Raw genomic sequence first — 14881 nt, 5'->3', positions numbered from 1 at the left:
GGACAGCACTATGGGCGAAGGCGAATACAACGAAAAGTACTCCTCGTTGAGTTCAAGCGATATGTCCGAGGTGTCGGGGGCCATCTATGGCATGGAGGCCGAGTTCCTGGGAGACGATGATGATGACGATTAGTGCTGTCCAAAATCTCACGAGGTCCTTGACTCGCTATGGCTCGACGTCGTCGTGAAGGACGACACGGCTCAACTCAATCCGGCCGCCGGGAAGCTGCCAGTAGTGTAAGCGGCGTGCGGAAGGCGCGTTAGCCTCTAGCGACGCTCTCCAGCAGGTGGCTCCATCTGAGCGGGTGACATAGGGGTCACTTCCGCCCTCGCCTTCACGCAGTCTGTGCAGCTGTCTCGCGGGTATCTCCGCGACACGACGGGTCGCCACGTCCACGATCGTGCGAAGCGCCTTCTCGAGCTGACCCGCATCGAGAGAACTCAGACTCTGCATGAATTTCGCACCGATCGCGTAGTCGCGGAGCGGGTGCAGCGACTTTTCGGAGGCGATGGTTCGATCGGCCCAGGTCGTGAATACCTCAAAGCGGAGCCATTCCTCGTCGCTTGTCCACGCGTCGCGCGCGGTTCGCGCGCTAGCGCTCTCTTCCCGCCGCGATGCGCGCGCCTCCCGCAACTCTTGCCGGAGCCCAGAGATCGTTATGTCCCGCTCCCGGCGCAGTGCGCGCTCACGGTGCAACTCAGCGGACAGCACGGTGGACTCGTCGCGTAGCCTGTCTAGCGTCTCCAGATCGGTTCCGGCGCGGAGTTCGCGTCCGAGCCGCCCGAATGCTCCTCGGAGTTCGCTGATCTCGTCGCGGAGCTCAGCCAGTGCGGTAGCGGACATGATCGGCTCGGATGCCGGCGATGCGGGCGCAGCTTGGGTCTGATCCGCCGCCACCGAGTGCGTCGACTCATGGAGAATCCCGGTCACGTGGCCATCTGACAGAGTGGGCAGGTCTTGGGCTGGCGTTGGTTCCTTCGCATGGACACCTTCGCGAAGCCATGGCAACCCACCACGCAGAAGCGGCAGCGACGGCACCAGAGTCGTTTCGGTGTCCACGTCTATCAGGGAGAGCCCAATGGCCACTCCGGATCTGGTTATGCGAGCCCGTACCGTTTGGCCGGCGCGCACGACGTCCGCGACCTGAACTTCGACGTTCTCGCCAGCATCGACGTCTGGAATCAGGTCCCGTCGGCGCAGAGTGATTTCCAATGCAGCGGGGTGAAGTGCCAGGTACGCCCGCTGCAATGTGACCTTCACCACGCGCGCGAGTGTCACGGAGCCGTCCTTGAAGCGAGCAAGGTCGACCTCATCGGCCTCGGGTGCGAGATCACGTTCGGTCAGCCACCCTTCGACCGGACCGCCTTCGACCAGTGCGTCCGCGAGTGAAAGGTGAGCGGGAAGGTTGTCCGCCACGACCATTACTCGCTCGCCGTTCTCGAGCTTCGCGACATTTCCTGACGCGCCGGATACACGCTCGACGGTCGCGCGTACCCATGCACGACGTGTTGCCGTGGCCGGCCTCGTACTAACGGTCACTTGCGCGAGCGCATCCTCAATGAGCTCGTCGGCGCTATGCCGGTCTGGGAATCGGAGGATCGATCTGCGCCAGTCAGCGTTGGCCCCAAAGTCGACCGGGTAGGAACGCGCGGCCCCGGCAAAGACGTGGGATTTTGCGGGCAGGGCGTTCTCGAGCGCGTAGGTGGCCTCGCCCGTTGCGATCGTTACGACGTCTGCGTCGTCGGCGACTTCACGGGCGATCAGCTCAAGGTCGAACTGTAGGGCTCCATCGTTGGTCGTGCTGATGAGGATAAGGGGCTTCGATCGTTCGCCGAGGATCTCTTCCGCTAAAGCTGCTGCTCCGGGTGCGGTGTCGATATGTCTCATGTGTCATATTCTGGCGCGATGGTGTGACACTACCGACGCGGACCTCACGGACGCACGGGCATCGGTGGGGACTGCACGTCGTAGTAGTGGTCTCGCAATTCGTCTCGGAACGCTCAACTCACCTGACTAGGTCTTGGCTTCACTAACGATGGATGGGGGCGCGTCGCCACCGTAACTTCTAGGGCCAGAGGAGCCTCGAAATCGCGCGTAGCGTGAAGTGGACTCGTCGCACCCTTGCCTGTCGTCATGGTCAGCCACCAGCGGACGCCGCACCGCCCACCAGGAGAGCCTCTGTCGCCACTGCGCCCTAGACTCAGCCGAGTGAGCTTCCGTGACGAGATCGATGCCTTTCGCGCCGCCAGAGACGAGGAGCGCGCCACACAGGCAGAACGCGACGCAGCGGAACGGCAGCGGTTCGAAGAACTGATCGAGGCCGCCCGCACCCGACTCCAAGAAGAGGTCGAAGACCTGTGGCATTCCACCAAGGAGTATTGGGAGGAGAATGCGGCACGGATCGCGCAACCGGCCGTACGGCACATCACGGAGGGCGACATGCCTGACCGCGAGGTCGTGAATGCGGTCATGGTTCCATTTCCTCAGCGGCCGACCACCCTTCTGCCTTCCGCTCGGCGAGACCTCGTCGCAAACGACGGAAAGTTGGCCCAAGCACGCCCGTACCTCATAGCCGGGACTCACGAGACGTCGGAGACCATAGAGGCCATCAGCATCAACGGCTGGTTTGCACTGTCCGCGCCCGGCGAGCTTCGCGCGACGTGGCCTGGAGAGGGGAACCCTCAGTACCGATACGAGATCGATCGTCGTCTCCCTGAAATGGACGAAGGCATCATCGGCTACCCCGAACCGCTGTCGTACTGCATCCTGTTCCGCGACGAGAGGACCAGGCGGGGTGTTGCTGTCCGCTGCACCGCGGAAGGACCCGTAGAGGTCTGGATGAAGGAGGAGAGTGGCTGGCATCGCCACGGATCACTCCGCGAACACGTGATCGCCGTGGTCTCGGAACTACGCCTAGACACCTGGCCGAAGCACTAGGCCCGACCGACGCGCCTCCGATTGTGGCGGGTCGGAACCAACCATCCCGCGCAAAGCTTCGCTAGGTATCCGGGACTGCCGCACGATTAGGTGAGAGGTTGATGTCACGCAGGCAGTGCGTCAGTCCCTTCACGCAGAGCCTGAGATGTATAGGAAACCACATCTTGCCTACCCCCCAGAATCTGCCACATGTGTCGGGAATCGATGCGCGTCAGGGAGTAAATCCGTTGTAAACGGCCCGAAGAACGAAGAATCCGACATCCCGCGGCACGCGGCAGCTGGTGGCCAATCTTGCTGAGAGCTCCCTTCATATGAACGGAGCGGATTGGGACCTCAAAACACCGTCAACGACTTTGTCTATCCCGCGGTGTGACGTGTTCGAGTTGCCGCTCCCGATGGCATGAATGAAGGGACCATTCGCCGTTAGGTTGAAACGCGTTGTCAGCCCCAACACGCAGGAGAAGTGAAGGGTGAACAGTAGTCACTGTCGTGGCGCTCGGAGTAGTCGTTCATGTTGGCGGTCGGTTTGCCGCAGTTCGGGCATGTCTGATTCGGACCCGCACAGGTGAGACTGTTGTGTCCGTCAAATCCACACTTTGAACAAGCCATGCCCCGATTCTAGATCAGGCGCCGGCCCTCGACCCTGCGCTCCCTGGCCGCCTACGACCACTAAGGCCCTTGGACTTACGGCACGACGATTCCGATAGGTGGGTTTGGAAGATCAGAATGCCCTTCTCGGCATGGACGAGGTGGGTAGCAGCATCTCGAGCCATCGTCGGCCACGAGCCACCAGCCAGATCAGCGACGGCGATGATCGCTTCCCACACGCGGCGGCAGAACCCGTACTCGGCCGCCGTCGCGGTCACGGTCAGCTGCTTGGACACGGACTTCAATACGGCGACACGAGCACGAGACATGTCTCCGACTGTGACCGATGTCCCGACTCACCAGGGACCTTCAACTGAGACCCATGTCCTGAACCCAGACACCTCCAGGGGCACAAGTTCGAGACCTAAGGCGCGTCTCAAACTCTCACAACTGCGGGGCATGATGCGTCACCGGGGCTGATCAAAGCCGTCTGTCCAGCGGTCTGCCCTAGACCGTTTCTGTCAGCTTGCACTGACCATGGCCACGCGTTTCGGGGCGAGACTCGGGAACCACTTCGGAAGACGCAGACCCCCACACGACTTCGAGGTGCGTCCGGGTGTTGGCGGAAACCCCAGAACTGGGGTTCCTGTACGTGCCTACAGATTCGATAGCTTCAATCTCGTCCGGAACTGAGGAGTGGGATTGGCAAAGACGCCACGGGTGCACGAAGTCGCGAGTGAGTTCGGAGTTGATTCGAAATTGGCTATGGCAGTGCTCAAAGAGCTGGCCGAATTCGTCAAGGACCGTCGGCTCAGCTCACCCCAGCGGCGGCTAAGAAACTGCGCGACCGCCTGGCATCCAGGTCCACGCCCGATGATCCTGTCGAAGCACTAGGCGCCAGGCCAGGCGGGGGGCTCGCCTCGCGAGAATGCGCGGTTTGCAGGACGCAGCACGTCCTCATGCGCAACGGGGAGATGTCGATCCACTATGAAAGCGGCGAGCGATGCGCAGGGTTGGGCGATCCGGCCGCACCGTTCGGCGGTGGGCGCGTCCGCGTGGACGAGCGGAAGACTATCGACTCGGGAGCCGCGGCACCTAGGTGCACTCGGCCATCACGTTGGTAGCGTCCGGCTGATCGGTGGTTGGCCGCCGAGTGCGGTGTGACGTCGTCGAGTGTTGTAGGTCTCAAGCCAGGGCGCAAGTGCTGCCGCTCGTTCGGCATTACTGGTGAAGGCTTGACGGTAGGCCCACTCGGTGGCGAGGGTGCGGTTGAAGCGTTCGACTTTGCCGTTCTGCCAGGGGCAGTGGGGTTTGATGAACTTCTGCTCGGCGCCGAGGGCGGCAACAGCGCTGCCGATGCTGTAACGGTATGCCCATGCGTTGTCGGTGATGACCCGTTCGATCCGGGGGATGCCGTGGTCGGCGAAGTAGGCGGCCGCCCGGGTCAGGAACCCGGCGCAAGTGGGACCCTTCTCGTCGGGGAGGATCTCCGAGTAAGCGAGCCGGGAGTGGTCGTCGACGAGCGAGTGCACGTAGTCATAGCCGACCGGTGGCTTCGCGACCCGTGATTGGTGGTTCGCGATCGTCCAACCGTGACCGCGCCACCCTCCGCCATCCGGGATCTTCCCCAGTTTCTTCACGTCCATGTGGACCAGCTCGCCGGGCTTGTCGCGTTCGTAACGGACCGTGGTCGTTTTCGATGCCCGGATCTTCGCACCGGTCATCGGATCCAGCTCAACCAGATAAGGAACGTCGTGCCGGCGCAGGATCCTCGACACTGTTCGCGCCGGGACACCCAGTTCCGCGCCGATCCAGTCCTGTCCCCGCCGCTGGCTCTGACGGAGCTCGAGAACGGCGCCTTCAATCGCAGGAGACGTCCGGCCCGGCGACCCGTGCGGACGCGAGGACCGATCCCAAAGGCCATCTTCGCCGTCAGCCTCGAACCGGTCGATCCAGGTCTTAACGCACTTTCGAGACACTCCCATCGCGGCCGCGATATGCGCCTGCTTCCAATGCGCTTGATGGCGTTGAACGATCAGCAGCCTGCCGTGAAACGTTAGCCGAGCATTACGGTGGGACACGAGAACCTCCGGCGGTTGTGGGCCATAGACAAGCCACACCCTCAACCGGAGGTTCTCCTCACGTCAAGACCCAAAACGCCACCAACCTCGTGGCCGAGTACACCTAGGTCGGCACAGGTAGTGCACAGCGCGCCCAAAGTGCCAGCGCGGCACAATCCGAAAAAGCCCCAGATCCCAGCCGCCGCCTCGAAACGACGTCAGAGTCAATCGGCGGGAGAGCCTCGTGCCCAGCGGGCAACCCAAACTCCAGCGAAGGATGTGCGGTCGGGCACGCGAAAGAGCATCGTCAAGGTCGCGCGGGGGCTACACGCTTCCCCTCAGTTGCTGGCCAGAATTGTGAACGAAAACCTGTCGAGCACCTTGGCAGCGACACCGCATCCGCCAGCGAAACAGAGTGACGATGTGAACCGCAAGGCGGCAGCCGCAAATGTCGGCAAGCGCCAACCTCAGTCGGCGAAAAAAGACGTTCCCAAGAAGGGTAAGACCGACGTGAAGGCCATGAGGATCCTCCATACGAGCATCGAGGAAGAGCGCGCCATCAGAAAAGCTCGGTACGAAGACGAGTTCGGCGGGGCAAATAGCGTGCGGACTGTCCGGGGCGGGTTGCCAGGTCTCGGGCGGCGTGCTTAGTGCGTCGCGGGCCGCAAGTGCACTATCCGGGGCTTCACTGGACTTGTGCCAATTTTGAAGCTCCCGAATGATCGACTGCAGAACGCCGGACGTGATGACTTCGGTTGTAGGCCGAGTCAGGGGATTTGAGCTAGGTAGTAGACAAGGGCGAGCACGTAGCTCGAGTGGGTTGGGCCATCACCGCGTCCCAGGAAGCGATCATCTCCGTGCTTCGGCGTCGATCCGCCACGGTCTGACGCGATCTGTCTCGCCGTCGAGTTCGCGCGTGAGGTAGGGCGCCTCGTGGTTGTCGCCGATTGGTCGGGCTAGTGGGTTGCCCTCCATGCACTGGCCACGCGTGCCGACTCGCACAGGCAGGATCCAGCGATGTCGGTGTGCGCCGATAGCATCCCCAAAAGAGCTGTCCCGAAGATGGGCGCGGCGTGGAAAAGGCAATGAGGTGGCCGACATCAGCATCGATGCCAGCGTGGATGTAGGAGACCACTCCCGTCTCTCCCTGTGGGCGCACACGCAGACGGATCAGGCCGAACAGCACCGCCGCATCATGCGACTCCTCTCCGGTGAGGTCCTTTCACGTGAAATGAGCGCCGCAGAGATCGCCACGGAACTGACCGCCGGAGGCTTCCCGATCAAAGAAGAGGAAGTCGAAGCGCGATGCGCCCAGCTGCGAGTCTGGGGCAACGTGATTCCATCGGTTCGCAGCTACCGGGTCGCGACGGTCGCCGAATGGCGGAAAGCGAAAGCCCGTTACCAGGCCTCGAAGCTCGGGGCGCGCGTCGCCGTTCAGATCGACGGGATCGTGACCGCCACTGACGGCGCCAAAGAAGTCGCCCGCGAACTCATGGGTGTCATCGCCGAGCAACTTGATCGGGTTCTGGCCGAAATCACCGGACCTGGGGCCCCCGACGCCCTCGCGTCCGCCGTCACAACAACGTTCAACGCCCATCGGGAATTCCGAGACAGCCTTCGCGACTTCAACAACTACCTCAGCGGCATCCTGTCACGGTACGACATCGTCGGTGATGAGTACCTCGCCCTAAAAGCCACCCTTATGCGCTACGTCGACATGCTCGGCACCGACGTCCGCCAGCATGCCCCAAGGATCGCCAACCTGCTCACCCAGCTGGAACCGCACTTTCTGGAGATCATCGCCACCCTCGCCACCTGGCAGACGTTGACCGCGGACGACACGGAACTTGCTCAGGGGCGCACCGAAGCGGATTGGGTGTGGCTCGCGGAATGGTACGCGGAGGGCGGCGTGACATCCGGGCCGGCAGCGTTCCGGACTGCAACCGAACTGGCGCTTGGGCAGCTTCTGGTGAACGCGAAACGAATCCTTAACGACGCCGGATCCGGGCTCTCCCGACGGGATGATCTGCTCCGCCTCGCGAAGGTGCTCTCCACGGCCTCCGATCAGGAAGGGCACCGGCTGTTCGCCAACGCGTTCGGTGTCTACTCGTGGCGGCACCTCCTGCTCGGTGACGACGAGAACATCCAGCCGTCCTCCAACACTTCCTGGTGGAACGCGCCGAACGTGGACGTCCCCGTCACGCTGCGGGAACGAGGCGACCGCTCCGCGCGGGGTCGCACCGCCGCCGTGCGTGACGCCACCATGGAAACCGAACTCGCCTACCGCGCCGCCCTCGCGAAGATGGAGGAGCGGAAGCTGGCCGCTCAGGAGCTCATCACCGCGGGCGCCCTCGACAATGGCGTCCGGCTCTCCGTCGGCGCACAGGAACTCCTGCAGGGCCAGCTGACGTTGATCGACCAGGACACCAATACCGCCGAGAACCCCGAATCCGGTTTCAGGCTGACGCGAGAGCCGATCTCCGGGACTAGCACGATCCTGTTCGAGGAGGGGAAGTTCACCGCGTACGGTTACCGGTTGGTGATCACCCAGGTCGAAGGCGCAGCACGTGAGGAAGTAGCCGGATGAATGACACCGCCACCTACGAAATGCAGGACGCCGCACGCGCCCTTGAGCGGTACACGACCCTGACAATGAAGCGGCATCCAGATGAGTTTTTGCTAGTGCGCCGCCACGCCACCGAACTGAAAAGATGGTTCGGGGAGGTGCTGGGCTACCGGCTGGTCGTGGAATCCGAGTTCGCCAGGGTCCTGAAACCGCCGTTGCCCGACACGTCACCGATCCGGGCGATGAGAGGGGCGAATGGGGCACAGGTGACCGCCCGCGTGTATCAGTACGTGTGCCTATTCGCCGCCGCGCTGCAAGCCCCTGGGGTCGGCGACCAACTGCTGATCTCCTCCTTGGTCACGCAGATGCGCGCCGATGCAGCCACCGAGGGGATCGTCACGGGGGAATCGATCACGGAACGGCGGGACATGGTGTCGGCTATGAACATCCTCACGATGTTCGGCGCGGTGGAGGAAACGGAAGGGACCGCCGCGGGGTGGGGTGCAGACCAGAGCCAGGAGGTGCTACTGACCATCGACCGGACAGCACTGTCGTACCTGGTCGCGAATCAGCTGAACGCTGAACCCCGCACGGAACGTCCCGCCCGCACCCTCGCCCGACGGCTCGTGGAAGACCCCATCCTGAACCCGGCCGATCTGACCGAGGATGAACAAAGGGTCTGGTCACGGGACCGGACGAACGTTGAGAAGCAGTTGGAGGAGGTGTTCCGGCTGCGGTTGGAGGTCCGCCGCGAAGGAGCTCTCGCCTGGGACGACTCCGATGACGCTACCGACGAACCGTTCCCTGGTCAGGGCGTACCGAAGCAGCTCGCGTTGATGTTCATCGCCGAACTGGTCGCCGCCCGGAAATCAGGCAACGGCGGGACTGTCACCGTCACCGATTGCGAAGCCGAGCGGGTCATCTTCGGGATCCTTGAGGAATACCGCGGCCACCTCCGCGCCGACTTCGAACCATCCGATCCGGCATCAACCCCTCATGCGAAAACCGCGATCACATCCATCCTCACCGCCGTCGGACTGCTCGCAGTGAACGTGGACGGCACCATGACCATGCACCCGGCTGCGGCACGATATGGGGCGACCATCACCCGCCGTGCCGCACCCACGAAGACACCCGACACGAACGTCAGTCTGTTTGATGACACAGGAGAGATCTCATGACCATCGCCCCTGTCACCGACCTCGCCGCAACCTCATCCTCGGCAGGATTCGGCGAACGGTACCGGTTGGTTCGCGCCGGAATCGTGAACGTCCACAAGTTCACTCATGTCGAGTTCGCGATCGACGGCGGCCGGGTCGTGCTCCGAGGTCCGAACGGCTCCGGCAAATCCCGGGGCATGGACATGCTGTTCCCGTTCCTGCTGACCGGCGACCGGCGCCGCATGGGGTCCGGTTCGTCTGGGGCCGTCACCGTCGACTCGCTCATGAAGGTGATGCTCGGCAAGGACAACAACCGGGTCGGTTACGTCTGGGCGGAATATGTGAACGGAGACGGCGAGTACCGCACCATCGGCGCGTACTTCAAATACTCAGCCAAATCCGGGAAGACAGCGGTGTCCTTCTTCATCACACCGCTCAGGGTCGGCATCGACTTGCCCCTGATGGACGAAGGGCGGCACCCGCTCTCCCGCACCCAACTCGGCGAGCTCGTCGGCACCCAGAATGTCATTGAGCAGGCCACCGAATACGCCAACCGTGTCGCCCAGGAATTGTTCGGGGTGACGGATAACGCAGGCAGAACCCGGCTTTCGGCCGCGTTCAGCGTCATGTACAATCTCCGCTCGCCGGACTTCGGGAACAAATACCGAGCAGCCGACGTCACCCGGGTGCTGACGAGCGCCCTGCCTTCCATGCCGGACGCTACCATCCGGGCTGCCGGACTAAAGCTGGACAACCTGAAGGACACACGCGACCAGCTGAACGACCTCGAGGAGGCTTCTCGACTCGCGTCGGAGACCCTGCAGGTCTACCGCGGCTACACCGCGTCGTTGGTCCGCCAAAAGGCCGCGACGTTGACGGATGCTGTCGCCGCGGCCGAGAACGCCGCCTCCGCAGAACTGGCGGCACGGGAGCACGAAGCGGACGCACAGGCGAAGGCGCAGCAGAAGGAGCACGAAGCCCGGGAGCTCGCCGGGCGGATCACTTTGCTTGGCGGCCGGAAGTCTGCGTTGGAGTCGTCCGCGGCGTATTCGGATGCGTTGGCGTTCGTTGACCGGCAGAAGACCGCGGATGCGCTGAAGCTGGCTGCCGCCGCCGAGCTCTCCGGTTGGTGGACCTTGTACGGGAACGTGGTGGCCGCCACATCCCGTGCGGCAAAAGCGGGGATCGCTGTAACGGAGGTCGGTAATCGACTCGGTGAGGCGATGCGCGCGTCCGTCGAACACGGAACAGCCGCCGGCCTGCCCCATTCCCTCCCCGCAGTCTCGGTCCTCGTGGAGACCAGCCCGGAACGCACGATCTCCGCGCGACACACAGTCGAGGACGAAGTCACAGACACCCCGATCCCGGGCATCCCTTCCACCCGTTCAACCCCTGCCGACCTCGACGCGGTGACCGTAAAGCTGGGACACCTGCGGGAGGCCGCCGGCACGAAACAGAACACCGCCGTCGGGCGGTTGGAAACGATCCAGCGTATCGTCGCCGACGAAACCGGGGTCGCCGCCACGGAAAAGGAAGCGGACCGTGCCTCGAAGACCGCGTACGCCCTGAAAGGTGCCGCCGTCACCGCCGCCGAAAACTCTGCCGCCGCCCGTGCAGACCTGGTGGACGCATGGGTCAAATGGGCCCGGTCATCGGACACCGAGGAACTTCTCGGGGTCGTGAACTGGGACGACACCCCGCTGGCGGACCTGATCACCGAACGCGCCCTCCCACCGCGGGCTGAACTGGACGGAGCCGCTAACCGAGTCGCCGCCGACGCGTTCGACAAGATTGCTGTCGCCATCCAGCGGATCGGTGAACGGCGCACCGCGGCATCAACCGAAGCGGACGAGCTGGCAGCGGAATGCACAGCCCTGGAATCCCATGTCATCCGCGCCCCGGAGCAACCGAGGTGGGTGACCGCCGAGCTGGGCACCCCGTTCTGGAAGACAGTCGACTTCGTATCCGAAGTCCCCACGCACATCCAAGCCGCCGTCGAAGCAGCCCTGCACTCCTCCGGGATCTTGATCGGAGCCGTCACCAGGAACGGTGTGGTTCCGGCAGGCGGAGAGCTGATCGTGTCCGCCGTCGGACCGGTCTCCTCCCACCCGATCATCGAAGTGCTGACGCCGGAACCGGGCATCCCGGAGATCGCCGCGATCTTGTCCCGGATCGGGTTCAACGACCCCGACCATCCGGTGAACATCAACGACGACGGATCCTGGCGTGTAGGAGCAATCGCCGGCCGTCCGGACCGACTTGACGATGCCCGCCACATCGGTGCAGCTGCGCAGGAACGGTCGCGGCAGGCGCGCCTGACGGAAATCGCTGCACGAGTCGACGAACTCGACGGGATCCTCGCCAAACTGGAAGTCGAAAACGCCGCCGCGCTAGCACGCAGAGGTGCTACCCGCGCACACGTGAACGCCGCACCGTCGTCCACCCGCCTCGTCCAGGCGGATACCGCGGAACGTGCCGCCCGTGAAGCAGCCGAAGTCGCTTGGCGGGAGAGCGTCTCCGCGGTCGAGACTGCGCTGACTGAGAGGTCCGTCTGGGATGAACGAAACACCGTGCACCGGCGCGTGTGCGAGCACGCGGGCCTGCCAGCCAGGGAACCGGAACTGCGTGTTGCCGTCGGGCGGCTTCGTGCGACAGTCGAGGCGTGCGAAACCGCAATCGCCTTGGCGGGATCGGTTCGACAGCAAATTCTGGCATTAGACATCGCCGTCGACGAGATCGGCACTGCGAACATGATCGCCGAAGACGCGAAACTAACCGCGGAGCAATCCGTCGATCGGTGGCGGAGCGAGGCGGCGGCCGTTCGCGAACTGGAAGCGACCATCGGCGCTACCGCCGAGCAGATGATCACCGAACTCGCCTCCGTGCAGAATGAGCTCGCGGCCGCTGTCGAATTGAAGGCAAAAGCGGACCAGCAGGCACTGGAGACCGCATCTAAGCACGGAGCCGCCGTCACGAAGGTGGACGCCGCCACCGACAAGGCAAAGGAGGAAGCCGAGAAGGCCGATCTCGCAGCCGCCCACGTCACCACGATCCTCCGTCTGCCCGGTATCGCGGAGGCGGCTTCGGCCGGATCCGCTACCGCACCGGACGACGACACCGCCCCGGCCCTGGACGACTGGGTGCGCGTTCACGTCACCAAGAAGAAAATCGTGTCCATCGACGCCGTTCACCAGGCCGTGGACACCCTTCGCGAGCATGTCACCCAGATGTTCGACGTGTACCGCCACACCATCGGAGATGTCCTGCTGGTGGAGGTGAACGACGGAGACACGATTCAACCGTTGCCGGCGGCAGCCGCTGACCTGGCTGCTCGAGCGGAGACAGGCAGGAATGCGCTGGTGGAAGCGGAATACGAGATGTTCTCCAACTTCATCATCGACGGGGTCGCCGACGATATGCGGAAAACCATCCGGTTGGCATCCGAAACAATTCATGACACGTCCGCCCGGGTGTCATCGCATCGCACCAGCAACGGTATCGGGGTGCGGCTGCGGTTCGCCCCGAAGGATGACGTCCCCGAGTCTGCGGCGCGGATCCGAGAACTGGTGGCGATCGCAGACGCGGCGCGCACCTCCGACCAGAACACCGCACTATCGAATCTGCTCCGTGAAACGGTCGAGGAGGCGTACAACCTGAACCGTGCCGAAGGGTATGGGAAGGCACTGGCCGACTCCCTCGACTACCGGAACTGGTACACCGTCCAACCGATCGTCCTGGGACCAACGCCCGGGCAGGAACGCACCCTGAAAAGCGCGAAACTCTCCGAAGGTGAACTGCGCTACGTGACCTACCTGGCGTTGATTTCCGCGCTGGACTCCCACCTGAGCGCGCTTCCCGCCATCGCACCACGACTGATGCTGCTCGATGACGCGTACGCGATGGTGGACGACCACGGCCGGCGAATCCTCACCTCCATTCTCGTGGAGCGGGACATCGACTTCATGATGACCGGGTTCGACCTCTGGTTGCACTACGCAAACGTGGACTCACTGGACGAGTACGAGATCGCTTCCACTGGGGATGACTCCCCGACCACTGCTATCCGCTTCCACTGGGACGGGCAACGGCACCGCCCTCGGATCGCCTGATGGCGATACCTGCGGCGTTAGTACGTTTCCTGGCCGACGGCTCGCTTACCGAGTTCTGGGCCGGCGTCCGACGCAAGCTCGAACGGAGTTCTCTGACGCCGACCGGAACGGTGTCCGTGACATTGAACCAGGACGGCGCGGAGCGGTTATCCGGCGTCCTCGGCAGGAACGTGCACTCTGGCCACATCAAGGTGCGACTGGGCGAGATGGATGCGGCGTTACGCCGTTCCGCTGCCCAATCCGGGTTGGCGGACGTGACCGCCGCGGTAACGGGCTCACCGCTGGTAGATCGGCGCCAATTGAGGGGGGCGGCGTTGGCTGCGTCGACGGAGCTCTACGCGTCGGTCGATGTAGCCGTGAACGGTGTCGGTCTCACCCCGGAGCAAGTTCCCGTGTTCGTCGCCGCCGTCCGCCGATCCGGGGTGCTGACCAACGCGAAGGACGCAGCACCGGCCGCTGTGTCGGGGTTTGCGGCCGGATGGCGTCTGATAGTCACCGCCGACGCATTCAACGACCCGGCCATCGTCTCGAACCCTGTATGGGGGATCGGCGAGTTGGCAACCGCCGCCACCGGCACCGCCCACGGCTTCGATACTGACCGGGTAGCGTCCACGCTGATGATGCGGGCATTGGCGATGATCTTCGACGTCCCGATCCCTACCAGCAGCGACGGGAAACGCGCGCTGTGGGCGCGGGCCGGCGTTGCCGTCGATGACGTGTCCGGGACCGCGTTGACATACGGGTTTCGCCCGCCTGGACACGACGGGTGGTCTGTGATGATGCGGGAACGCGCCAACCTGGGTGTGGTGACCCACGTGACGGTGCAGGAGCTCCGGAAAGCCGGGAATGTGTTGTTCGTCGAGCCTGGGACAACGGTGTTCGCGTGCGAAAACCCGCAGGTGCTCTCCGCCGCTGCCAGGGGCGACATCCGAGCCTCCATGTTGTGCCTGTCCGGGCAAGGATCCGCAGCCGGGTGGGAGGTCCTTCGGAAACTGATCGCCGACGGCGCCACCGTGCGTTACCACGGAGATTTCGACTGGCCGGGCATCCAGATCGCGGGTCGGGTGCACGCCGCCGGTGGTGCGATGTGGCGGATGGGGGCAGCCGACTACGTTGCGGCGCTCGATCAGGCTGGTGAGCGGATTGCGCTGGAAGGGAAAGCGTTGCCCACTCCGTGGGATCTTCGGCTCCGCTCGGCGATGACCTCCGCCGACACGGCCATCCACGAGGAGGCGATCGCGGGGCCATTGCTGGCGGACATGGCCGCCTCGTCGATGCCTTATCCCTGACGCTCTCGCAGCCGGACGCTGTCACTGACTGTGGTGTCCAATGCAAGGAGCCGCCTGACGGAGCTACCGAGGTCGAAGCAGGACGTAGGCTGCGTGGCACCGCCTAAACGGAGCCGCTAACCCCCGCCTGGTGAGTCTTTTTGACCTCATCTGAGATCTTGTTTGCAATCT

The 14881-nt window shown here is 63.7% G+C and carries 9 protein-coding genes; 6 read left to right on the top strand and 3 right to left on the bottom strand.

What is annotated here, in order from left to right; all coding sequences use genetic code 11:
* Window positions 1-166 precede the first annotated feature (166 nt).
* Window positions 167-1888, bottom strand: coding sequence for a hypothetical protein (locus tag ACPPVQ_RS18840; protein ID WP_426516771.1), 1722 nt, complete (start codon window positions 1886-1888; stop codon window positions 167-169).
* A 321-nt stretch (window positions 1889-2209) separates the two neighbouring features.
* On the opposite strand from ACPPVQ_RS18840, the gene ACPPVQ_RS18835 reads away from it, so the two are divergent.
* Window positions 2210-2938 (top strand): hypothetical protein, encoded by a 729-nt coding sequence (locus ACPPVQ_RS18835; protein ID WP_426516769.1) that lies wholly within the window; start codon window positions 2210-2212, stop codon window positions 2936-2938.
* A gap of 623 nt (window positions 2939-3561) precedes the next feature.
* Here ACPPVQ_RS18835 and ACPPVQ_RS18830 read toward each other — a convergent pair.
* Window positions 3562-3855: a DUF3631 domain-containing protein gene (locus ACPPVQ_RS18830; protein WP_426516767.1), complete on the bottom strand. Its 294-nt coding sequence runs from the start codon at window positions 3853-3855 to the stop codon at window positions 3562-3564.
* 783 nt (window positions 3856-4638) lie between these two features.
* Entirely contained in the window at window positions 4639-5607 is a 969-nt protein-coding gene (locus ACPPVQ_RS18825; RefSeq protein ID WP_426516765.1) for an IS481 family transposase, read from the bottom strand.
* Between the two features lie 336 nt (window positions 5608-5943).
* On the opposite strand from ACPPVQ_RS18825, the gene ACPPVQ_RS18820 reads away from it, so the two are divergent.
* From ACPPVQ_RS18820 to ACPPVQ_RS18800, 5 genes are all read left to right on the top strand, one after another.
* Window positions 5944-6237, top strand: a complete 294-nt coding sequence (locus ACPPVQ_RS18820; protein ID WP_426516763.1) for a hypothetical protein — start codon at window positions 5944-5946, stop codon at window positions 6235-6237.
* 439 nt (window positions 6238-6676) lie between these two features.
* Complete coding sequence (locus ACPPVQ_RS18815; RefSeq protein WP_426516761.1) at window positions 6677-8173, top strand: DUF2397 domain-containing protein; 1497 nt, start codon at window positions 6677-6679, stop codon at window positions 8171-8173.
* Window positions 8170-9333 (top strand): TIGR02678 family protein, encoded by a 1164-nt coding sequence (locus ACPPVQ_RS18810; protein ID WP_426516759.1) that lies wholly within the window; start codon window positions 8170-8172, stop codon window positions 9331-9333. The genes ACPPVQ_RS18815 and ACPPVQ_RS18810 overlap by 4 nt, the downstream gene beginning before the upstream one ends.
* Window positions 9330-13421 carry a TIGR02680 family protein gene (locus ACPPVQ_RS18805; RefSeq protein ID WP_426516757.1) on the top strand — a complete coding sequence of 1364 codons (4092 nt, stop codon included), beginning with the start codon at window positions 9330-9332 and terminating at the stop codon, window positions 13419-13421. Before ACPPVQ_RS18810 ends, ACPPVQ_RS18805 begins: the two co-directional genes overlap by 4 nt.
* Window positions 13421-14710 carry a TIGR02679 family protein gene (locus tag ACPPVQ_RS18800; protein WP_426516755.1) on the top strand — a complete coding sequence of 430 codons (1290 nt, stop codon included), beginning with the start codon at window positions 13421-13423 and terminating at the stop codon, window positions 14708-14710. Before ACPPVQ_RS18805 ends, ACPPVQ_RS18800 begins: the two co-directional genes overlap by 1 nt.
* The last annotated feature ends 171 nt before the right edge of the window (window positions 14711-14881 follow it).

This window comes from Leifsonia sp. McL0618, from assembly GCF_049994905.1.
In the GTDB taxonomy this organism is placed as follows: domain Bacteria; phylum Actinomycetota; class Actinomycetes; order Actinomycetales; family Microbacteriaceae; genus Diaminobutyricibacter.
This window is presented reverse-complemented; position numbering and strand designations above follow the sequence as displayed.

Excerpts from the sequence above, each read along its gene's own strand:
- ACPPVQ_RS18805 (WP_426516757.1), top strand. The coding sequence starts at position 9,330 with ATGACCATCGCCCCTGTCACCGACCTCGCCGCAACCTCATCCTCGGCA.
- ACPPVQ_RS18840 (WP_426516771.1), bottom strand. The coding sequence starts at position 1,888 with ATGAGACATATCGACACCGCACCCGGAGCAGCAGCTTTAGCGGAAGAG.
- ACPPVQ_RS18830 (WP_426516767.1), bottom strand. The coding sequence starts at position 3,855 with ATGTCTCGTGCTCGTGTCGCCGTATTGAAGTCCGTGTCCAAGCAGCTG.
- ACPPVQ_RS18810 (WP_426516759.1), top strand. The coding sequence starts at position 8,170 with ATGAATGACACCGCCACCTACGAAATGCAGGACGCCGCACGCGCCCTT.
- ACPPVQ_RS18800 (WP_426516755.1), top strand. The coding sequence starts at position 13,421 with ATGGCGATACCTGCGGCGTTAGTACGTTTCCTGGCCGACGGCTCGCTT.